Below are 20,120 nucleotides of genomic sequence, written 5' to 3'. Positions count from 1 at the left end.
CAGCGCACGGCTTCTGAGCCAATTGAGGAAACCCCGTGACAGCCAACCCCCACAGCGTCCTGCCATCGCCGCTGCAAACCGCCAAACTGCTGGCCGCCGAATTCGCCCTCACCGCTGTTGAGCGCGACGAGCGTGGCGGCACCCCGAAAGCCGAACGTGACGCCCTGCGCCACAGCGGCCTGCTGGCCCTGAGCATACCCACGCAATACGGCGGCCTCGGCGCGCGTTGGAGCGAAACCCTGGGCATCGTGCGCGAATTCGCCAAGGTCGACAGCTCCATCGCCCATGTCTTTGGCTTCCACCACTTGATGCTCGCCACCGTGCGCCTGTTTGCACGTCCGGACCAATGGCAACCCTGGTTCGAACAGACCGCGCGCAAAAACTGGTTCTGGGGCAATGCCCTCAACCCGCTGGACACGCGCACGGTGGTCAAGGATTTCGGCGGCTGGCGCGAATTCTCGGGCAAAAAAAGTTTCTGTTCCGGCGCCAGCGACTCGGAAATGCTCATCGCCTCGGCGGTGGATGAAAGTGCCGGCGGCAAACTGTTGATCGCGGCCATCCCCAGCGGGCGCAGCGGCATCACCTTGCACAATGACTGGAACAACATCGGCCAGCGCCAGACCGACAGCGGCAGCGCCAGCTTTGAACGGGTGCGTGTCGAAGAATCGGAACTGCTGCTCGATCCAGGCCCACTGAGCACGCCCTTCGCCTGCCTGCGCCCACTGATCGCGCAACTGACGTTCACGCATATGTTTCTCGGGATTGCCGAGGGCGCCTTTGAAGAAGCGCGCAACTACACCCTGACCGAAACCCGCTCATGGCACAAATCCACAGCCAACGATGTACGCCAGGACCCTTACATGCTGCACCACTACGGCGAGTTCTGGGTGGCGCTGGAAGGCGTGCGCCTGCTGGTCGAGCGCGCCGCCGATCTGCTCGACCGGGCCTGGGCCAAAGGCGCCAAGCTCAGCGAGCACGAACGCGGCCAACTGGCCATCGCGATTGCCACCGCCAAGGTCGCCGCCACCCGCCAGGGCCTGGAGATATGCAGCCGGCTGTTTGAAGTCACCGGCGCGCGCTCCACCCACGCCTCACTGCGCCTGGACCGCCATTGGCGCAACCTGCGCACACAAACCTTGCACGACCCGGTGGACTACAAACTTCACGAACTGGGGGAGTGGGCGTTGAACCAGTCCCTGCCGATTCCCACGTTCTATTCCTAAAAGAGGTGCCCATGCAGCTTTTAACCTTACCGCCCTCGCCCGCCCTTGCGACCTCGATCCGCGCCACGGCCCAGGTCTTCGAAGACCCCAAATCCCAGGCCCTGCTCGACCACATCCAGCAAGTGGCGCCCAGCGAAGCGAGCGTGCTGATCATCGGCGAGACCGGCACCGGTAAAGAGCTGGTGGCACGCCACATCCATAACCTGAGCGCGCGCCGCAACCGGCCGTTCGTGGCGGTCAACTGTGGCGCATTCTCCGAGTCGCTGGTGGAAGCCGAACTGTTCGGCCATGAAAAAGGCGCGTTTACCGGTGCCCTCAGCGCCAAGGCCGGCTGGTTCGAAGAGGCCGACGGCGGCACCTTGTTCCTCGATGAGATCGGCGACTTGCCGATGGCGATCCAGGTCAAGTTGCTGCGCGTGTTGCAGGAGCGCGAAGTCGTGCGCCTGGGCTCACGCAAGAGCATTCCTATCGATGTGCGGGTACTGGCCGCCACCAACGTGCAGTTGGAAAAGGCCATTAACGCCGGGCATTTCCGCGAAGACCTCTACTACCGCCTCGACGTGGTCAGCCTGGAACTCAGCCCGCTGCGCGAGCGCCCCGGCGATATCCTGCCGCTGACCCGGCACTTCATCGAAGCCTACAGCCAGCGCCTGGGTTACGGCCCGATCACCATCAGCCGCGAGGCCGAGCACAAACTCAAAAGCTACAGCTGGCCGGGCAATATCCGCGAGCTGGAGAACGTGATTCACCACACCCTGCTGATCTGCCGGAATGGCGTGATCGAGCGCGATGATCTGCGCTTGTCGAACATGCGCATCGAGCGCCAGGACGACAGCCAGCACGGCACCGACAACAGCGCCGAAGCCCTGCTGGCGCGCGCGTTTCAAAAGCTCTTCGAGGAACAGGCCGGCGCCCTGCATGAGAAGGTCGAGGACGCGTTATTGCGCGCCGCCTACCGCTTCAGCCATTACAACCAGGTGCACACCGCCAACCTGCTGGGCCTGAGCCGCAACGTCACACGCACACGCCTGATCAAGATCGGTGAGCTGGCGGTAAACAAGCGCAGGCCCGGTGAAAACGTGCAAGGCGAGCGCATGTTGCACCTATCCATTTAGGCGACAGTGCAACGCGTTGTCATGGCTGCGCTCAAAGCTGCGCAGTACCTGGAACGAGTCAAAGGTCACCGCCGTGGCCTGGTGGGCGCGGATCAGCGTCCAGAAATCTTCCTCGCCATGCTCAAAGCATTTGAAAGCTGCCTCGCCCTCCTCGCGCGAGCGCCATTGCAGGTAGTTGAGCACCCGCCGGCCGTCGTCGCTGACCTGCACACTCGCATTGATAAAGCCGCCATGGCCCTGGGCCAGGCGCTCGCTTTGGGTGGACAAGGCCGCCACCAGCGCGAGCTGCTGCCGGGGCTCGATCTGAAATTCGATCAATTGAGTGAAGCTGCGATTCTTCTCTGATACCTGCATGAACACTCCCCTTTCTGTGTAGGCAAAATCTTGCGATTCGATGCCACGCAGGGTAAAACCTCTAGTTAAGTCAAGGTCAAGCATTGTTTCGGAGTTTTCATGCTCAACAAAGCACTCACCGTCGGCCAATTGGCCGCCCGCAGTGGCGTGGCGGTTACGGCCCTGCATTTTTATGAGTCCAAGGGGCTGATCAAGAGCCAGCGCAATGCCGGCAACCAACGGCGCTACCCACGGGATGTGTTGCGCCGGGTGGTGGTAATCAAGATCGCCCAGCGTTTGGGCATTCCGCTGGCGACGATTGGCGAGGCGCTTAAAACCTTGCCGGATGAGCGCACGCCCACCACTGAAGACTGGGAACGCTTGTCGGCGCTGTGGCGAGAGGACCTGGACGCTCGCATCAACAAATTATTGCTGCTGCGCGACAAGCTCAGCGGGTGTATCGGCTGTGGGTGTTTGTCGCTGGAGGCATGCCCGCTGCGCAATCAGGATGACCAGCTCGGCGAGCGCGGGCCGGGGGCGCAGTTGCTGGAACCGACGCCACCCTCCTGACCTGCAGACTTGATCAATGTGGGCGCTGGCTTGCCTGCGATGCAGGCAACTCGGTACCCCAGGCACACCGTGGTGATGCTATCGCAGGCAAGCCTGCGCCCACATTTGATCTCAGTTGAGGCTCAGAAGCCGGGCGCGATCTGGCCTTTGTAGCGCGTCAAAATAAACTGGCGCACTTCGTCGGAGTTCAACGCCTTGGCCAGCTTCTGGATGCGCGGGTCGTTGATGTTATCCGGCCGCGCCACCAGGTACTCGACGTACAGCGATTTGCCCTTCTCCACAATCAATGCACTGTTGGTATCGATCCCCGCCTCCAGCGCGTAATTGGCAAACACAAACGCCAGGTCCACCTGGCTCACCGAGCGGGCCAGCAAGGCGCCTTCCAGTTCGCGGATTTTCAGGTGCTTGGGATTTTGCGCAATATCACGCGGGGTGCTGAGGGTGTTGCTCGAGTCCTTGAGTTTGATCAGCCCGGCTTCATCCAGCAGCACCAGCGCGCGGCCGGTATTCACCGGGTCGTTGGGGATCGACACGGTGGCCCCGTCCTGCAATTCAGCAATGTTCTTGATCCGCGTCGAATAAGCGCCAAACGGCTCGATGTGCACTCCCACTACCGGCACCAGGTCGGTGTGGCGAGTCTTGTTGTAATCATCCAGAAACGGCCGGTACTGGTAGTAGTTGGCGTCGATGTTCTTCAGCGCCAGCTGCTGGTTGGGCTGGATAAAGTCGGTGAAGACTTTGATCTGCAGGTCCACGCCTTCCTTGGCCAGTACCGGTTTGACGAACTCGAGGATTTCCGCATGGGGCACGGGGGTCGCGCCCACCACCAATGTCTCGTTGGCGAACGCATTGAACGACAGGACAGCGGCCAAGATGGCCAGGGACTTTTTCATGAATGCTCCACGATCAGCTTTATAAGAATTAACGGCGGCTGTAGCGCGCCACCAAACGGTCACCGGTCATCTGCAGGGCCTGCACCAGCACCAGCAAAAGCAGCACGGTGACCACCATTACGTCGGTCTGGAACCGCTGGTAGCCGTAGCGAATCGCCAGGTCGCCGAGGCCACCGCCACCGATCACGCCGGCCATGGCGGTGTAGTCCACCAGCACAATGGCGGTCACGGTCACCGCCGCCAGCAGCCCACCGCGGGCCTCCGGCAGCAGCGTGTGGCGGATCACCTGCCAGGTGCTGGCGCCCATGGACTGGGTGGCCTCGACCACGCCGCGGTCGACTTCGCGCAACGCGGTTTCCACCAGCCGTGCAAAAAACGGCGTGCAACCCACCACCAGCGGTGGGATGGTGCCCGGCACCCCGAGTGAGGTACCGACCAGCAAGGTAGTCAGCGGGATGAGCACAATCAGCAGGATGATGAACGGCAGCGAACGCAGCACGTTGACCACCACCGACAACAGCCGATACACCACCCGCGCTTCGTGCAATTGATGCTTGCCGGTCAGAAACAGCAGCACGCCCAGCGGCAACCCCAGCAACACGGTAAAACCCAGGGCGGCGCCGAGCATGCTCAGGGTTTCCAGGCAGGCTTGGCCGATGTCGGCCCAATAAATGTGCTTGAACAATTCGGCCATGGCTTATGACCAGTCGTGACGTGGCGGCTTGGTGCCATTGAGCAACCAGTTGCCCACCACGTGGTATTTCCAGCGCACCGGGTCGTGCAACGTGTGTACCCGCGCATTGCGCCAGTGGCGGTCGAAGTTGTGTTTGTTCAGCGTCGAACGCGTACCGCCCAGTTCGAACAATTTGTTGCTGGCTTCGATGGCAATCTCGGTGGTCAGCACCTTGGCCCGCGCTACGGCCAGGGAGGCCTGGGCGACGTTGTCTTCATTAGGCGCCGGGCGTGCCGCGTCCAGGGCCAGACCGGCGCGTTCCAGCAAGGCTTCGGCAGCTTCCAGGCGAATATCCAGGGCACCGACCTGAATGATGGTCAGCGGGTCTTCACTGGCTTTTTCCACCCCGGCGTCGATCCACGGCCGGGCGAATTGCTGCACGAACTGGACGGTGTCGCGCAAGGCGGCGCGGGCGATCCCGGCATCGATGGCGGCGGTGGTCAGCTGTGCGAAAGGGCCGGCCAGGGTCGGGGAATCGTAGGATTTGTGCGTAGGAAACAGATTGAAGGCCGGCACCCGCAGGTCCTGTGCAAGCACAGTGCCGCTGGAGGTGGTGCGCTGGCCCATGCTGTCCCAGTCATCGACGACCACCAGCCCTTCGGTGCCGCGCTTTACGAAAGCCAGCTGTGCATGTTGCTGCTCATCCAGCGCCAGCACCGCCAGCCAGTGGGCGTACAGCGAACCGGTGCAATAACCTTTGCGGCCGTTGATCACATAGCCGTCGCCCGCGCGCCGAACAGTGGCCTGGATGTCCTGCACGTTCTTGCCGCCGGTTTCCGACAGCGCATTGGCAAAACGATGGCCCTGCAGCGCCAGGCCAAAAAAATGCGCCTGCTGCTCGGCAGTGCCTTGCAGGCGGATATCTTCCAGCAGGCAGTAATGGTTCTGCGGGATTTGCCCCAGCGACGGGTCGGCCGCCGAGATAATCGCAATCACCTGGGCCAGCACCGCGTAGGACACCTGGGCGCCACCAAACTCGCGCGGCACGCTGATGCCCCACAGGCCGCTGTTGGAATACAGGTCCACCACCTCGGCGGGCACCTGACGGGTGCGGTCACGTTCGGCGTCGTGCTCCAGCAGTACGGCGGCGACTTGGTGGGCGACGGCAATCGCCTGGGCTTCATCGCGGATCAGCTCGGCGTGGGGCGTGTGAATGGGGTAATCGGCAGCTACAGGCAGTACAGGCATACAACGCTCTCGGGCGAATGGTTTGCCTGGTCTATTGCAGCTTCTGTGCCGCGCCCTGAAACCGGGGGTTTGCCCACGGCAGCGAGGCCCGGAGCCGCTTGCAGCGCAGCAATCTGCCTGTTCACTGTTGCCGGGCCAACACTCGTCGGCTAGCTGCAGGCCGCGCGATACGTGGCCTATAGTGAAAAAGCCTGCCTCCACAACCACCACCAAGGAGAACGAGATGAGCGTTAAACCTATCCCAGAGGGTTATCACAGCGTCACGCCCTATATGGGCATCGACAACGCGAGCGAAGCCATCGAGTTTTACAAGAAAGCCTTCGGCGCCACCCAGGTCATGCGCCTGGACATGCCCGACGGCAAAGTCGGCCACGCCGAGCTGCGCATTGGCGATTCGGCGCTCATGCTCGGCTCGCCCTGCGCAGACATGGCCCTGCGTAACCCGGCTGAGCACACCAGTGTCGGTCTGCACCTGTACGTGAACGACGTGGATGCGCAATTCGAACAAGCCGTTGCGGCCGGTGCCAGCGTGGTGTCCGCGCCGAAGGACCAGTTCTATGGCGACCGCTCGGCGAGCGTGAAAGACCCGTTCGGGCACTTGTGGTTTTTGGCTACGCGCAAGGAAAACCTGACCGAAACGCAGATCCGGGAGCGGGCGATGGCGATGTTCAAGCAAGGTTGAAATCTCAACATCAATACATATCCCATGTGGGCGCTGGCTTGCCTGCGATGCAGGCACCTCGGTACGTCAGCAAGACCGCGGCGATGCCATCGCAGGCAAGCCAGCGCCCACAGCAGTGCTCAGTGTTTGGAAGGTTGAGGCTCCTACACACTTCATGAACACCCCCTCCACGCTTTCCCCCTTGCCCCGCACGCCGCGTGATTCCAGGATGCAGGCAATCATCACAAGGAGTCATTCCATGTTCGCCGGATTCCAAAAAGACCAGTGCCACGTCAATGGCGTGGACATCAGCTACCGCAAAGGCGGTACAGGTCCCGGTCTGCTCCTGCTGCACGGGCACCCGCAAACCCACGTCATCTGGCACAAAGTCGCCGAGCAACTGGCCGAGCATTTCACCGTGGTGGCGGCCGACCTGCGCGGTTATGGCGACAGCAGCAAGCCGCTGGCTGATGACCTGCACGCCAACTATTCGAAACGCGAAATGGCCCGCGACGGCGTCGAACTGATGCAGGCCCTGGGATTCGAGCAGTTCTCGGTGCTGGCACACGACCGTGGCGCCCGCGTCGCGCATCGCCTGGCACTGGACCATCCCGACGCCGTGCAACGCATGGTGCTGCTGGACATCGCACCCACCCTGTCGATGTACGCCCAGACCGACGAAGCCTTCGCCCGCGCCTACTGGCACTGGTTCTTCCTGATCCGCCCGGCGCCGTTGCCGGAAGCGCTGATCGAGAGCAACCCCGAGCTGTACCTGCGCAGCGTGATGGGCAGCCGCAGTGCCGGGCTCAAGCCGTTTACCGATGAGGCCTTCGCCGAATACCTGCGCTGCCTGCAGCTGCCGGGCACCGCTCGCGGCATCTGCGAAGACTACCGTGCCGCCGCCGGTATCGACCTTGAACACGACCAGGCGGATATCGACGCTGGCCATCACCTGAACCTGCCGTTGCTGGTGATGTGGGGCGCCGAAGGCACCGTCGGCCGCTGTTTCGAGCCGCTCAAGGAATGGCAGAAAGTCGCCACCGACGTGCGTGGCAAGGCTTTGCCGGCCGGCCATTACATTGCCGAAGAAGTGCCTGAATTATTGCTCGGCGAAGTCCTGACCTTCCTGCGCTGAATGCTGTAACCCCGTGACCTGAAAGACCCGCCTCGCAGGCTGCTGATGGCCTGCGACGGGATCTGCTTGCCCAAAAAAACGATTGAGATAATAACAATGACACTCAAAAAACTGCTGGGAACCCTGTATGTGCAGGTGCTCATCGCTATCGCGCTGGGAGTGTTGATCGGCCATCAATGGCCGCAAGTCGGCATCGACCTCAAGCCCTTGGGCGACGGGTTTATCAAGCTGATCAAGATGATCATCGGCCCGATCATCTTCTGCACGGTGGTCTCCGGCATCACCAGCATGCACGATGTGAAACAGGTCGGTCGGGTCGGCGGCAAGGCGCTGTTGTACTTCGAAATCGTCTCCAGCATTGCCTTGCTGATCGGCATTCTCTCTGCACACCTGCTGCACCCCGGCGTGGGCTTCAACATCGATGTGAAGACCCTGGACAGTTCGGCCATCGCCGGTTTCGTCGGCCAGGCGCAGCACAGTGAAGGCGTCACCGGCTTTCTGCTGAATGTTATCCCGGGCACGTTTTTCGACGCTTTCGCCAAGGGCGAGATCCTGCCGGTACTGTTTATTTCCGTATTGTTCGGCCTGGGCCTGGTGATGGTCGGCGAAAAGGCACGGCCGCTGGTGAGCATGATCAATCAGGCCAGCGAGGTGTTTTTCCGCATCGTCGGCATGATCAGCCGCGTCGCCCCGATCGGCGCCTTCGGCGCCATTGCCTTCACCATCGGCAAGTACGGCGTGGGCTCGCTGCTGCCGCTGCTGAAGCTGGTCGGCACCTTCTACCTCACCGCGTTCTTCTTTGTCGCAGTGGTGCTGGGCAGCATCGCGCGTTACGCCGGTTTCAGCATTTTCAAACTGATGGGCTATATCAAGTCGGAGCTGTTGATCGTACTCGGCACCAGCTCGTCGGAATCGGCGCTGCCGCAACTGATCCAGAAACTTGAAAGCCTGGGTGCCTCCAAAGGCGTGGTGGGCATCGTGGTGCCTACCGGTTATACCTTCAACCTCGACGGCACCAACATCTATATGACCCTGGCCGTGCTGTTCCTGGCCCAGGCGACCAATACACACCTGCCGCTGGAACAACAACTGACCTTGCTGGCGGTGGCCATGCTCACCTCCAAAGGCGCCGGTGCAGTGGTCGGCGCTGGCTTCGTGGCATTGGCCGCCAGCCTGGCGGTGGTGCCGACGGTGCCGGTGGCGGCGATGGTGTTGATCTTGGGCGTTGACCGCTTCATGGCTGAATGCCGCTCGCTGACCAATATCATCGGCAACGCCGTCGCAGCCCTGGTGGTGGCTGCGTGGGAGGGTGAGCTGGATCGCGAGAAAATGGCGCCCATCGCCCTCAAGCGCGGCCGCCATGCGCGGGCGGCCCAGGCGGCACAGGCGAAGATCGCTGCCGAATAAGCAATAACGCCCGGGCGTGCCGGAAGGCGCGCCGATCCGGTGCTATTCTGGCGGCTCATGCCGCCACGTCTGTTTCTGATGACCCATAAGAAAGATACCGTGCCCCTACCCGAAGACCTGCGGGTGTTCCTGACCGTGATCCGCAAGGCTGGCTTCGCCGCCGCCGCCGATGAACTGGGGCTGTCGCCTGCGTATGTCAGCAAGCGCATCCAGATCCTCGAAACCACCTTGGCAACGCGCCTGCTGCACCGTACCAGCCGCCGCATCGCCTTGACCGAAGACGGTGAGCGAGTGCAGCGCTGGGCCGTGCGCATCCTCGAAGATTTCCAGCAACTGGCCGATGAGCTGTCTGACGCCCACGACAGCCCACGTGGCCACCTGCACCTGTGCAGCAGCTTCGGTTTTGGTCGTAACCATGTGGCGCCGGCCCTGTCCTTGTTGGCCGAGCAATACCCGGACCTGGAAATTCGCCTGGACCTGTTCGACCGCGTGGTGGATATCGTCAGCGAGGGCTTTGACCTGGAAATTCGCGTAGGCGATGACATACCCGGCCAGCATATCGGCCGACGCCTGGTGAGCAATCGCCGGGTGCTGTGCGCCGCGCCGTCCTACCTCAAGCGACGCGGCACACCGCAGCAATTGAGTGACCTGGAGCAGCACGACTGCCTGGTGCTCAAGGAGCGCGACAACGCCTTCGGCATCTGGAACCTGGAGCGCGATGGCGCCCCTGAAAGCGTGCGCGTGCGCGGGCCGCTGTCCTCCAACAACGGCGAGATCGTGTTGCAATGGGCGCTGGATGGGCGCGGCGTATTGCTGCGCTCGATGTGGGATGTGAAGCCACTGCTGGAACAAGGCAAACTGGTGCAGGTGCTGCACGACTGCACCCAGAGTGCCAACGTGTGGGCGGTATACCCGACACGGTTGGCCTACTCCGGGAAATTAAGAGCCTGCGTGGAGTTTTTGCAGGAGCACTTCAAGGGCTTGTCGATCTGACGCTCCGGTGGGCGCTGTAACCCAGCCACACCGTCATGACCAGCAACGCGGTCAGCGGCAGACCATGGAACAACACGATCACCTGGGCCGGCGTCCACGTCAGGTAGAACGGCCCTACCACCAGCATGCCCACACCGAAGCCGGCCATCTGGATCAGGGTCAACAGGCTGAACAGCGGCAAGCGCAGGCTATCGGGCTCGCTTTGCGCGCGTGAGACCAACGCCACCTCGGACACACCATCGCCCAGCCCGGCCCACACCACCAGCAGCAGCGCCAGCCACAGCTCGGTTTGCTGGAAGGTCAGGATAAAGCCACTGGACATCAGCGCCACGCCCAGCATGAACAGGCGCTCCATGGCCTGAGTGCCGCGGCCCTTCAACAGCGCACTGGCAATGCGCGCCCCGACAAACTTGCCGCACGCCCACACCGCCAGCAGATAGCCCATGACGGTTTTGGCGGTGTCCGGCGAAATGTACTGCGACAACACCGGCCAGCCGACGTTATGCGCGGCGCTGCCGAGGGTGTCGAGCATGCTGATCAACAACATTGCCGCGAGCACGGGTGCGCCGCGCAGGCCTTGGGTCAGCTCGCGCCATTCAGCCGCGAGCCCGCGGTGCGCGGCAACGGCGATCGAGAACAACGCGCGTAACGGCAGGATCAGGCAGGCCGCCAAAACGTAGGTGCCAATGTTGACGGCAAATACCGCCTCGAATCCGCCCGTGGCAATCAACAAACCGGAGAGCAGGCTGCCGAACACCGCACCGGTCGCCGCCGCCGACGTGATCCACGCATTGGTGCTCACTCGCTGCTCAAGCGCGACCCAGGTGGGCAGCTGGCTGTTCAGGCCAATGGCAAACAGCGAGTTGCACAAGCCAATGCCGAACGCGATAAAGGGCAGCACGTTGAGCTGATGCGCCGGTATCAGCACCAACAGCGGCAACAGCAGCAATGCCCTGGCCAGGTCCAGCCCTGCCAGTGTGCTGCGCCCGGGAAAACGCCGAAAAAACGGAATGCCGAACAGGCTGGCGACAATCCCGCCGGTGACGCGGCACGCCAGAAACACACTGACAAACACCACGCTCTGGCTGAGCCAGTAAACGTAGGTGGACAGCGCCACCAGGTTGAGGAACGCGCCAAAATCCGACACGCCGCGGGCAAAGAAGATCAAGCGGGCATTGCGCGTCGACAGGGTCAGCTGTGGATCATGGCTCATGCAGGTTGCGCCTCTTCGTCAGTCGGCACGCCGCGCAGGCTCACCAGCAGCACGTCGCGCCAGGCCGGCGCCGCATCGGCATGGGGCCGCACATCGCTGGCGCGATGGTAGAGCCCACGGTCGTTGATCACGATGGTTTCCAGAAACGCCTCCATCGCCAGGTTGAACACCCGGCTTTGCTCGGCCGGCGAGGTAAATACTTCCGAAACCACCGGCACCGTGTTGCTCTGGCCAATGAAGTGCATGAACACCCAGTCCAGGCCATCCTGGTGAATTCCCGAGGTCGTCGGACTGCTCGATTGCCCATCCGCGCAAACGCGGAACTGGTGAATATCGATCGTATAAGCCTGCTCGCCCAGGTGCGGGGCAATCACCGCGAGGTCGGTGGCCAACAGCTTCTGCATCAGCGGGTGCTCGATAAAGCCGTCCTCGCAATAGCTCAAATGGTTCACGCCCTGCCGATAATTGACGGCGTAGGTGACCGGCGACGTGAACGCGGTGTTGCGGTCAAGCTGCAACTGCCGCGAAGGCAATAGACGATAGCGCAGGATGCGGCGCTCGCGGTGGGTGTATGCCTTGAATGCCTCGTCCCGCACCAGATTGGCCCAGTAGGCTCGAAAGCTCTGCTCTTGCCCGGGCTCAACGCCGATCAACGCGCCGTAGTCCCGACGGTGACAGTAGTGATGGTCGCGCAAATGCGTAGAGATCTGTGGGATGTCCATAGGCGCTAAACCTTATTCTCGATGATCACGTGCAGGTTGTGCCTGATCGCGTCATGCAAGGCGTAAGCGTCGGCGGCATCGTCGACCTTGGCCCAGCACTTGAGCAAATAGTGCTCCTCGATATCGGCGTCGAGGCAGTGGCCGGCGTCCAGTTGAGCGTACTCCAGCACGGCGGCGTGGTGATCGAGAAACTGCACGCCCTCAATCCCCTTGAAGCGGCCACTGTGCTCCGGGTAAATCGCCAGCATCGCGTAGTGCTGGCTGCCGTTGGCGACCTTGTGCGCGCCGGCCTCCAGTTGCGCGTTAACCCCCGGCTCGCCCAGCAGCAGCGACATATACAGCTGGTAGGGATTGATCGCGGCCAGGTCTCGGAACGCCGCGTTGACATACAGCCCGCCCACGCGCGGGTTGATCTCAATGACCACGGGGCCTTGATCGGTCATGCGAAATTCGAAATGCACCACCGCGTTGGTCAGCCCGACCGCGCGCAGGCATGCCGTGGCGTACGTGCGGATCTGCTCGCACTGCTCGGCCGTGAAAGAGGTCGGCGGAGAAATCAGCAGGTTCTCCAGCACGGTGCCGCTGCGCTCGGTCAGCATGAGTTTCTCGTTGATCAGCAGCGCGTGGATGCGCTCGCCGACAACCACGCATTCCACGCTGCCTTCAATGCCCGGGATATAGCCTTCCAGCAGGATGCTACGCCCCGGAAGGTACTCGCGCGCCTGACCGTCGACTGCCGGCAAACGGTGCGCGCAACCGTAGAAATCCGCGTAAGCCGCCGCGCCGTGGCCGCTCACGAACTGCGCGTAATGGCTGCGCAACTGCGCCCAGTTGGAGCACTTCTTGATAAAGGCCGACGCACCGCCAAAAGGCGGTTTGGCAATGAGCGGATAGCCCACCCGCTCGGCGCCTGCCTGAAGCTCCTGCTCGTTATTGCACAGTGCAAACGGCACCGAGCGCAGCCCGTGCTTTTGCAGCACGCTGCGCATCAGGTACTTGTTATTGCACGCGGCAATCGCCTGCGCACAGCTGTACACCAGCCCCAGGCGCTTGCAGGTGTTTGCAACGATGCAACCCACTTCGCCCAATGCAGACGGGTGCCCGGCCTGGCAGAAAATCGCGCGAATCTGGTAACGCCCGTCCAGCCGGCCCACCAGGTCCAGAATCGATTGTTCGCTTAATGCCTCGAGCAGGAACACTTCATCACTGTCGTCGCGCAGTCGCTGCAGGTGATGACGCCCCGCGACCCCGGCGGTTAGACAGGCCAGGCCTTGTGCGCGGGCGACCGCAAAGTGCGGCTCGCGGTAGTTGTAACGCACCGAGGCACTGTCATCGACATCAATAAAAAGAACCGCCTCTTGCTTCATGACCATCATTGCCTCTTCCGTGAGTTAATTCAGGCATCCTGCCAACTGCACCAGTGCCCTTCCCAATTACGAAAACGATAATGGCGCTGCCCCTCGTGCACTTCAAAATGTGGCAAGTCTTCAGGCTTTTCAAAGTCCAGCAACGGCACCGTAAACTTGCCTTGTGCGTGCGGCAGTACATATTCGGGCAGGGCAATGTTCGACACGCGCCGTTTGAGCCGATCCATAATAGCGATCGCCTGGCTGATCGAGGCTTTATATTCGGACGCCCCCGGCGAAAACGGCATGAAGTGATACAAGTAATACGGTTTTACGCCGAGACGATAAAGATCAATAAAGAGTGTATGCAAGGTGGCTTCATCATCATTCACGCCGCGCAACAATGGCATGTTGGAGAACACTATCGGCACGGCACGCTGAATACGTTTAACCGCCGCCGCAAAATCAGCCGTCAGTTCAAGTGGGTGGCAAACGTGCACCCCAAATGCGTTGACGTTGTACTTCTCGAGCATGGCCACCAATTCATCGGTTACCCGGAACGGGTTGAAACTCAACGCCCGTGAATGGATTCGAATCAGCAGGTCGTCGCGGATCGAACGCAACGCCGCAAGGTTTTCTTCCAGCTTGCGGTCACCCAGCATCAACGGGTCACCGCCGCTTAGGATCACTTCTTCAATGGCCGGGTTGCCGCGGATGTACGCCACCGAATCCTTGAACGAGTCGGTGCTGGCGTTGGCCTTCTCCGTGCCGACCTGCAAGGTGCGCAGTGCCTCAAAGCAAAATTGGCAATAGGCATTGCAGGTGTTGGTCATGCGCAGGATCACGCGGTTGTCGTACTTGTGCTGGCAAATGGGCGTTTTCATCTCATGCCCGAGTTCCCAGTTCTCCGACGTTCCGTCGTAATCGCCCGCCACCTGCTCGCTCCAGTAAGGCACCACTTGGCGCCACAGCGGATGGTCGGTAATCGGGCCGCTGGTGAGTGAGCGCTTGATCAGATCAATGTAATAAGGCGTGATCTGCATCTTGCGGTCTTGCAAGTTGTGCTCGATATGCGCCGTTATTTCCTCACTCCATCCCCCGCAGGCAATGCGCAAGGCCGGCTCATCGCGCAGGGCGTGCTTTTGCTGCCAGCGCCAATCTTGCCATTGCACCGAGCGATGGGTGGCTTGATCAAAAATCGACATGAGTAGGTACTCTCTGTGTTTTAACTTATGTTATGGGCAGATAAGTACCTGCCGTCCCGGACCGGAACAACATTACTATCTGCAACAAAGACAACTGTTTACAGGCGAGCGCGCGCAATCAGGTTATTAACGTGATCACCGACACCCAGGAGACATAACCACTCACTCAACGGCCATAATATTAACTTCCCTTTCTTATAATGTGCTGACTTCCAAGCCAGCCCCCACTTAAGCCGATGGTCTGCGGGGTGTCAACCCAATACCCTTGTGGTTTTTCCGGGATTACTCTTTCAACTGGCCACACCGCCTGTAATGGCGGGCGAAGCCGGCATTTAATGGCTGTTATTTGAAAAGTAAATAGCACACAAAAACGCCCTCTTAATTAAAAGAGGGCGCTGTGTTGGCTACTTATATAACTACGTGTTTATCAACTGAGCCAAGGGTTGGCAGCCAAATGTTCGCGTTCAAATGCTTTGATTTGCTCACTGCGCTGCAACGTGCTGCCAATGGCATCCAGACCCAGCAGCAACGCGGTCTTGCGCAAGGTGTCGATCTGGAACGCAATGACCTGGCCATCCGCCAGACGAATTTGCTGAGCCTCCAGGTCGACACTGATCTGCGCCTGATCCGCCTGGCTGACAGCCTGTCCGAGTGTGTGCACCTGCGCGTCGTCCAGAGTGATGAGCAACACCCCGTTGCGCTGGCAGTTGTCATAAAAGATCCCGGCAAAACTGCTGCCGATCAGCGCGCGAATGCCCATTTGTTTCAAGCCCCACACCGCGTGCTCGCGGCTGGAACCGCAGCCAAAGTTGGGCCCGACGACCATGAAGCGTGCGCCCTGCCAGCCCGGCTGGTTCAACACGAACGCGGGGTTGGGCTCACCGGACGCCAGAAAGCGCAGATCGAAGAACAGCCCCCGGTCCAGGCCGCTGCGGTCGATGCCTTTGAGAAACTGCTTGGGCATGATCACGTCGGTGTCGATATTGGCGGCCAGCATCGGCGCGGCCTTGCCGGTGACCACAGTAAAAGGTTGCAGGCTCATGCACGGTCTCCAAAGTGGCGAATATCAGTGAGGCGGCCGGTGATCGCGGCAGCGGCGACCATTGCCGGGCTCATCAGGTGCGTGCGTGCGCCGGCGCCCTGGCGGCCTTCAAAGTTGCGGTTGGTGCTGGACGCACAGCGGTCGCCGGGGGCCAGCACATCGTCGTTCATCGCCAGGCACATCGAGCAGCCGGACTGGCGCCACTCGAAGCCGGCGTCGATAAAGATCGCCGCCAACCCTTCGGCCTCGGCCTGGTCGCGCACTTCGGTGGAGCCGGGCACGATCATCGCCCGTACGTGCTCGGCCACGTGTTTGCCGCGCACCACGCTGGCGGCGTCACGCAGGTCTTCGATGCGGGCATTGGTGCAGGAGCCGATAAACGCATGGCTGATGACGATGTCGCTCAGCGGCATGCCGGCTTCCAGGCCCATGTAGTTAAGGGCACGGCGCATGTCCTGGCGCAGGATCAGGTCGCTGACGTCCTGCGGGTCGGGCACGCGGGCGCCAATGGGGGCAGCCTGGTCGGGGCTGGTGCCCCAGGTGACCATGGGTTCCAGGGTGGTTGCATCCAGGTGCACTTCCTGGTCGAACACGGCGTCGGCGTCCGAATGCAATTGGCGCCAGCCCACCAGTGCCTGTTCCCATAACTCGCCCTTCGGCGCGCGGGGCTTGCCCTTGAGGTAGCTGAAGACTTTTTCGTCCGGCGCCATGAAGGCGCCGCGCGCACCGGCTTCGACCGCCATGTTGCAGATGGTCATGCGTGCCTCGACGCTCAACGCGTCGATGGTGGAGCCGCGAAATTCGATGGCGTAGCCGGTGGCTCCGGAGGCACCGATCTTGCCGATCAAGGCCATGATGACGTCCTTGGACGTGAGGCCTCGCGCCAGGTCGCCTTCAACCGTCACGCGCATGCTTTTCAGGCGTTTGTAGACCAGCGTCTGCGAGGCCAGCAGGTGCTCGATTTCCGAAGTGCCGATGCCAAACCCGAATGCGCCGAGGGCGCCGTAGGTGGTGGTGTGGCTGTCGCCGGCGGCGATCACCATGCCCGGCAGGATAAAGCCCTGCTCCGGGGCGATTACATGTTCGATGCCTTGGCGTTTGTCGAGGATATCCAGCAGCTCGATGCCGAAATCGCGGCAGTTTTCTGCCAGGTACGAGACTTGCCGCGCCCCGCCTGCGTCGGGCATCGCCGCGATGCGCTTGGGCGTGGTGGGGTTTACATGGTCGACCACCGCCAGCGCCGTGCCGGGACGCCACACCCCGCGGCCGGCGTCGCGCAGGCCGCTGAAGGCCTGGGGGCTGGTGTATTCGTTGATCACCTGGCGGTCTATATAAAGCAGGACATGGCCCTGGTCATCCAGGGGGCACACCGTGTGGGAATCGATGTGTTTGGCGTAGAGGGTTCTGGCAGTCATTTTTCTTAGGGCTCACGTTTCTTGAGGCGGGCTCAACGGTATAAATCCATCCTACGCAGCCCTTGGGCCCTATCAATGGCGACCGGGTGATGGCTTGGAACATGTTTCGTGTTCGATGAAGGCCTGCCAGCGCCTTGAATGGAAACCTGAAACATTTTCTTTCATATCCGGGTTAGGGATTTCCAAACCTCATCCGTCTTAACTTAGATACAGCCCGTCGCGTCAGCAAAAGCTACGACCGGCCTTTTCCGGGCCTCCTCCGCCCTCCTCCGATCAAGACCCGCATTCACATGTCGAAGAAGTCACGCTCAAAACTCTGGTTTCTCGTACACAGCTGGCTGGCATTGCCCATCTGGTTTTTTGTACTGATCGTCTGCGTCACCGGCACCCTGGCGGTGGTCAGCCAGGAAATCGTCTGGCTGGCCAACCCGGATATCCGCGCGAGCAAGCCGTCGGATGATGCCCACATGCTGAGCTTTGACCAGGTGATTGCCGCCATCAAGCGCGAAGAACCCCAGGTGATCGTGCAATCGATCATCCGCCCGGACGAAACGCACTTTGCGCTGAGTGTCGACCTCAGCTACCCGGACGGGCGTTCCGTGGAGGTCTACGTCAACCCGTACACCGGGGCGATCCAGGGCATCAGCCCGTCGTTCGATTTCAAGCAATTTACCCGCGCGCTGCATGGCTGGTGGCTGGTGCCGTTCACCAACGGCTTCAGTTGGGGCTGGTACCTGGTTTCGGCGCTCGGCCTGCCATTGCTGGCGTCGCTGGTCACCGGGCTGGTCGTCTATAAACGCTTCTGGAAAGGTTTTCTGCGCCCCACCCTGCGCATCCGCCACGGCGCGCGAATTTTCTGGGGCGACTTCCACCGCCTGAGTGGTATCTGGTCGATCTGGTTTATCGCGGTGATTTCCATCACCGGCACCTGGTTCTTGATCCAGGCGATTTTGGGGGACAACCAGATTTCCATCTCCAGCGAACCGATCGTCCCAGTGATTGCTCGCGAGAAAGTGCCGATGTCTGCGCCCGGCGTGCCGGCACCGATGATCGCGCTGGACGAAGCCATCGAAATCGCCACCCAACGCATTCCAGGGCTGGACGCCACATTCGTGTTCCTGCCGCTCAACGCCTACAGCCACCTGCAAATCGGCGGGCGCGGCTGGTACCCGTTGATGTTCCAGACCGCTCAACTCAACCCCTACAGCGGTGAAATCGCGGTGTCGCACCTGCTCTCCGATCGCTCGACGCTGGAGTTCGTCACCGAATCCATGCGCCCGCTGCACACCGGCGACTTTGGCGGGCTGTGGATCAAGCTGATCTGGGCGTTCTTCGGCCTGGTGCTGAGCATGATGGTGTTGAGCGGCCTGCTGATCTGGACCAAGCGCACCGCGCTGGCCACCCTCAATGCCCTCAAGCGCGAAGCCAAGAACCAACGTGCGCCTGCTGCCGCTCCCGCCCTGCAGGCTGAAACCTCGGAGGCCAAATAATGAGCAAGGTCAGTGCAACACCGCCTTCGCCGCTGCGCGCCGTTTGGCTGAAATGGCGGTTCCATATCAACATCCTGCTGTTGCTGGTGCCGCTGGGGTTCATGCCCAAGTACTTTGCCGATGCCGCGTTGTTTCGCGGGGATACCGGCATTGGTGAGCGAGTGGTCGGTGACGTGCAGGTCGGGCCCTGGAGCCTGAAACTCGCCGAATTCCGCAATGAAGGCCCGCGCCCGGACCCGGCCGGCCCGATGAAATTCTTCAACGCTGCCCTGTGCGACACCTGCGCCGAGCAGGTCAAGGCCACCTACTTGCGTATCGGCAAGCCCCGCAGCCTGCGCGCCGCCGGAGTGATCTTCTTCGGCACGCCGTACCGCATGGGCGCCGCCCTGCCGGTGCCGGAACGCACGCCGGCCGACGCCGAACTGTGGATCACCATGGAAGGCTGGGACGGCACGATGCACCAGGGTTCCATCCCGCTGAGCCAGGCTTCGCCTGCCACCATTGCCTGGCTGAACAAGCAAGGAGTTAAACCATGACGTTGACGCGCCTGACCCGCGCCGGTGCAGCACTGTTGCTCTGCGCCGGTTTCAGTACCACCGCCCTCGCCCACAACCCGATGTGCGAATGCAAGGAAATCCCCGGCGAGCAGGTCCAGTGCACCGGCGGTTTCTCCGACGGCAGCGGCGCCCCGGGCGTGACCCTGGACGTGATCGGCTACGACGAAACCATCCTGCTGCCCGGCAAGCTTGGCCAGGACTCGACCCTGACCTTCAAGAAGCCCGCCGCCGAGTTCTATGTGCTGTTTGACGCGGGCCCCGGTCACGTGGTGGAAATCGACCAAGCGGATATCCAGCCTCAATGAGCACCACACAAGTTGTACGCCCCTCCGGTGCCGGCCACGAAACCCTCTACGTGCTGTTGCTGTGCCTGATCATCCTGGCGGTGGCCGGCTCGGTGATCGCCCTGCACGGTGAAACCCAGGAAGTTGCGGCGCTGCCCAGCCACCAGCTGGATGCACGCCGCGACCTCAGTGCCTCCGAGCAAGGCATCTACGCCGACCTGCGGGTGACTCTGGATGAGATCCAGCTGCTGCAACAGGAGCAAAGCGCCCTGCCAACGCCTGAACAATTGGCCGAAGAAGGGTTTGCGCCGTTTGCCCAGGACGCCAGTTCGGTCAGCCGTGGCGACCATCGCTGGCAATTGCTGGAGCCTTCGGCCTACTTGGGCGTGAGCCAGACGCCAAGCACCAGCGGCTCGCTGCTGATGCGCGTGCACGGCGCCGAGCCGGATATCTGGCTCAACCGCCAGGCCAACCTCGCCGCCCCTTCCGACCTCTCTGACCAGGCGCTGATCGCGGCCGGCTGGCAGCAGGTGGTCGCGCAATTCGATGCCGGCGTCACGCGCCAGCACCGTCACTGACCCGAGAAGATCGAGTG

At 61.6% G+C, this 20,120-nt stretch carries 21 protein-coding genes; 11 read left to right on the top strand and 10 right to left on the bottom strand.

Annotated features, from left to right (window positions below; translation table 11 throughout):
* Positions 1–35 precede the first annotated feature (35 nt).
* Positions 36–1,223, top strand: coding sequence for an acyl-CoA dehydrogenase family protein (locus tag AACW30_RS12685; protein ID WP_200625117.1), 1,188 nt, complete (start codon positions 36–38; stop codon positions 1,221–1,223).
* An 11-nt stretch (positions 1,224–1,234) separates the two neighbouring features.
* Positions 1,235–2,338 carry a sigma-54 interaction domain-containing protein gene (locus AACW30_RS12680; RefSeq protein ID WP_106580595.1) on the top strand — a complete coding sequence of 368 codons (1,104 nt, stop codon included), beginning with the start codon at positions 1,235–1,237 and terminating at the stop codon, positions 2,336–2,338.
* Here the strand turns inward: AACW30_RS12680 and AACW30_RS12675 are convergent.
* Entirely contained in the window at positions 2,327–2,692 is a 366-nt protein-coding gene (locus AACW30_RS12675) for an antibiotic biosynthesis monooxygenase (RefSeq protein WP_124416913.1), read from the bottom strand. The two genes, AACW30_RS12680 and AACW30_RS12675, sit on opposite strands and share 12 nt — an antisense overlap.
* A 99-nt stretch (positions 2,693–2,791) precedes the next feature.
* On the opposite strand from AACW30_RS12675, the gene soxR reads away from it, so the two are divergent.
* Positions 2,792–3,241: a redox-sensitive transcriptional activator SoxR gene (soxR, locus tag AACW30_RS12670; RefSeq protein WP_106580593.1), complete on the top strand. Its 450-nt coding sequence runs from the start codon at positions 2,792–2,794 to the stop codon at positions 3,239–3,241.
* 122 nt (positions 3,242–3,363) lie between these two features.
* Here the strand turns inward: soxR and AACW30_RS12665 are convergent, their stop codons facing one another.
* From AACW30_RS12665 to AACW30_RS12655, 3 genes are read right to left on the bottom strand one after another with little or no spacing between them, the layout of a single operon-like run.
* Positions 3,364–4,134, bottom strand: a complete 771-nt coding sequence (locus AACW30_RS12665) for a MetQ/NlpA family ABC transporter substrate-binding protein (protein WP_200625116.1) — start codon at positions 4,132–4,134, stop codon at positions 3,364–3,366.
* 28 nt (positions 4,135–4,162) lie between these two features.
* A complete protein-coding gene (locus AACW30_RS12660) occupies positions 4,163–4,828 on the bottom strand; it encodes a methionine ABC transporter permease (protein ID WP_124416912.1) in 666 nt (221 codons plus the stop codon).
* Between the two features lie 3 nt (positions 4,829–4,831).
* Positions 4,832–6,055 carry an SfnB family sulfur acquisition oxidoreductase gene (locus tag AACW30_RS12655; protein WP_200625115.1) on the bottom strand — a complete coding sequence of 408 codons (1,224 nt, stop codon included), beginning with the start codon at positions 6,053–6,055 and terminating at the stop codon, positions 4,832–4,834.
* Between the two features lie 223 nt (positions 6,056–6,278).
* On the opposite strand from AACW30_RS12655, the gene AACW30_RS12650 reads away from it, so the two are divergent.
* The 4 genes from AACW30_RS12650 (at position 6,279) to AACW30_RS12635 (ending at position 10,251) form a co-directional block, all read left to right on the top strand.
* Positions 6,279–6,737, top strand: a complete 459-nt coding sequence (locus AACW30_RS12650) for a VOC family protein (RefSeq protein ID WP_200625114.1) — start codon at positions 6,279–6,281, stop codon at positions 6,735–6,737.
* A 238-nt stretch (positions 6,738–6,975) separates the two neighbouring features.
* The gene (locus tag AACW30_RS12645) at positions 6,976–7,851 is read left to right on the top strand and encodes an alpha/beta fold hydrolase (protein ID WP_119735587.1); all 876 of its coding nucleotides are present in this window, start codon (positions 6,976–6,978) and stop codon (positions 7,849–7,851) included.
* A gap of 96 nt (positions 7,852–7,947) precedes the next feature.
* Positions 7,948–9,258 carry a dicarboxylate/amino acid:cation symporter gene (locus AACW30_RS12640; protein WP_106580587.1) on the top strand — a complete coding sequence of 437 codons (1,311 nt, stop codon included), beginning with the start codon at positions 7,948–7,950 and terminating at the stop codon, positions 9,256–9,258.
* Positions 9,259–9,336: 78 nt separating this feature from the next.
* Positions 9,337–10,251: a LysR substrate-binding domain-containing protein gene (locus tag AACW30_RS12635; RefSeq protein ID WP_200625112.1), complete on the top strand. Its 915-nt coding sequence runs from the start codon at positions 9,337–9,339 to the stop codon at positions 10,249–10,251.
* Here the strand turns inward: AACW30_RS12635 and AACW30_RS12630 are convergent.
* The 6 genes from AACW30_RS12630 to leuC form a co-directional block, all read right to left on the bottom strand.
* Entirely contained in the window at positions 10,232–11,464 is a 1,233-nt protein-coding gene (locus AACW30_RS12630; protein WP_200625110.1) for an MFS transporter, read from the bottom strand. The genes AACW30_RS12635 and AACW30_RS12630 overlap by 20 nt on opposite strands.
* The gene (locus AACW30_RS12625) at positions 11,461–12,186 is read right to left on the bottom strand and encodes a 2OG-Fe dioxygenase family protein (protein WP_200625109.1); all 726 of its coding nucleotides are present in this window, start codon (positions 12,184–12,186) and stop codon (positions 11,461–11,463) included. Before AACW30_RS12625 ends, AACW30_RS12630 begins: the two co-directional genes overlap by 4 nt.
* 5 nt (positions 12,187–12,191) lie before the next feature.
* Positions 12,192–13,562: an ATP-grasp domain-containing protein gene (locus tag AACW30_RS12620; RefSeq protein WP_234452696.1), complete on the bottom strand. Its 1,371-nt coding sequence runs from the start codon at positions 13,560–13,562 to the stop codon at positions 12,192–12,194.
* Between the two features lie 20 nt (positions 13,563–13,582).
* Positions 13,583–14,647, bottom strand: coding sequence for a KamA family radical SAM protein (locus AACW30_RS12615; protein ID WP_234452695.1), 1,065 nt, complete (start codon positions 14,645–14,647; stop codon positions 13,583–13,585).
* Positions 14,648–15,164: 517 nt separating this feature from the next.
* Positions 15,165–15,779, bottom strand: a complete 615-nt coding sequence (gene leuD, locus AACW30_RS12610; protein WP_169368613.1) for a 3-isopropylmalate dehydratase small subunit — start codon at positions 15,777–15,779, stop codon at positions 15,165–15,167.
* Positions 15,776–17,194, bottom strand: a complete 1,419-nt coding sequence (leuC, locus tag AACW30_RS12605; RefSeq protein WP_200625106.1) for a 3-isopropylmalate dehydratase large subunit — start codon at positions 17,192–17,194, stop codon at positions 15,776–15,778. The genes leuD and leuC overlap by 4 nt, the downstream gene beginning before the upstream one ends.
* Before the next feature lie 290 nt (positions 17,195–17,484).
* Between leuC and AACW30_RS12600 the strand changes: the two genes are divergently transcribed.
* Genes AACW30_RS12600 through AACW30_RS12585 form a run of 4 tightly spaced genes read left to right on the top strand, consistent with a single transcriptional unit; the run spans position 17,485 to position 20,103 of the window.
* Positions 17,485–18,684 (top strand): PepSY-associated TM helix domain-containing protein, encoded by a 1,200-nt coding sequence (locus AACW30_RS12600; RefSeq protein ID WP_119735582.1) that lies wholly within the window; start codon positions 17,485–17,487, stop codon positions 18,682–18,684.
* Positions 18,684–19,220 (top strand): thiamine pyrophosphate-binding protein, encoded by a 537-nt coding sequence (locus AACW30_RS12595; RefSeq protein ID WP_200625105.1) that lies wholly within the window; start codon positions 18,684–18,686, stop codon positions 19,218–19,220. The genes AACW30_RS12600 and AACW30_RS12595 overlap by 1 nt, the downstream gene beginning before the upstream one ends.
* Positions 19,217–19,546 carry a hypothetical protein gene (locus tag AACW30_RS12590; RefSeq protein ID WP_200625104.1) on the top strand — a complete coding sequence of 110 codons (330 nt, stop codon included), beginning with the start codon at positions 19,217–19,219 and terminating at the stop codon, positions 19,544–19,546. The genes AACW30_RS12595 and AACW30_RS12590 overlap by 4 nt, the downstream gene beginning before the upstream one ends.
* The gene (locus AACW30_RS12585) at positions 19,543–20,103 is read left to right on the top strand and encodes a DUF6162 family protein (RefSeq protein WP_200625103.1); all 561 of its coding nucleotides are present in this window, start codon (positions 19,543–19,545) and stop codon (positions 20,101–20,103) included. Before AACW30_RS12590 ends, AACW30_RS12585 begins: the two co-directional genes overlap by 4 nt.
* Positions 20,104–20,120 lie beyond the last annotated feature (17 nt).

It is taken from the genome of Pseudomonas sp. MF6747 (assembly GCF_963890955.1).
Taxonomy (GTDB): Bacteria; Pseudomonadota; Gammaproteobacteria; order Pseudomonadales; family Pseudomonadaceae; genus Aquipseudomonas.
Note: the sequence above shows the minus strand (reverse complement) of the source record. Positions and strands in the feature narration are given on the sequence as shown.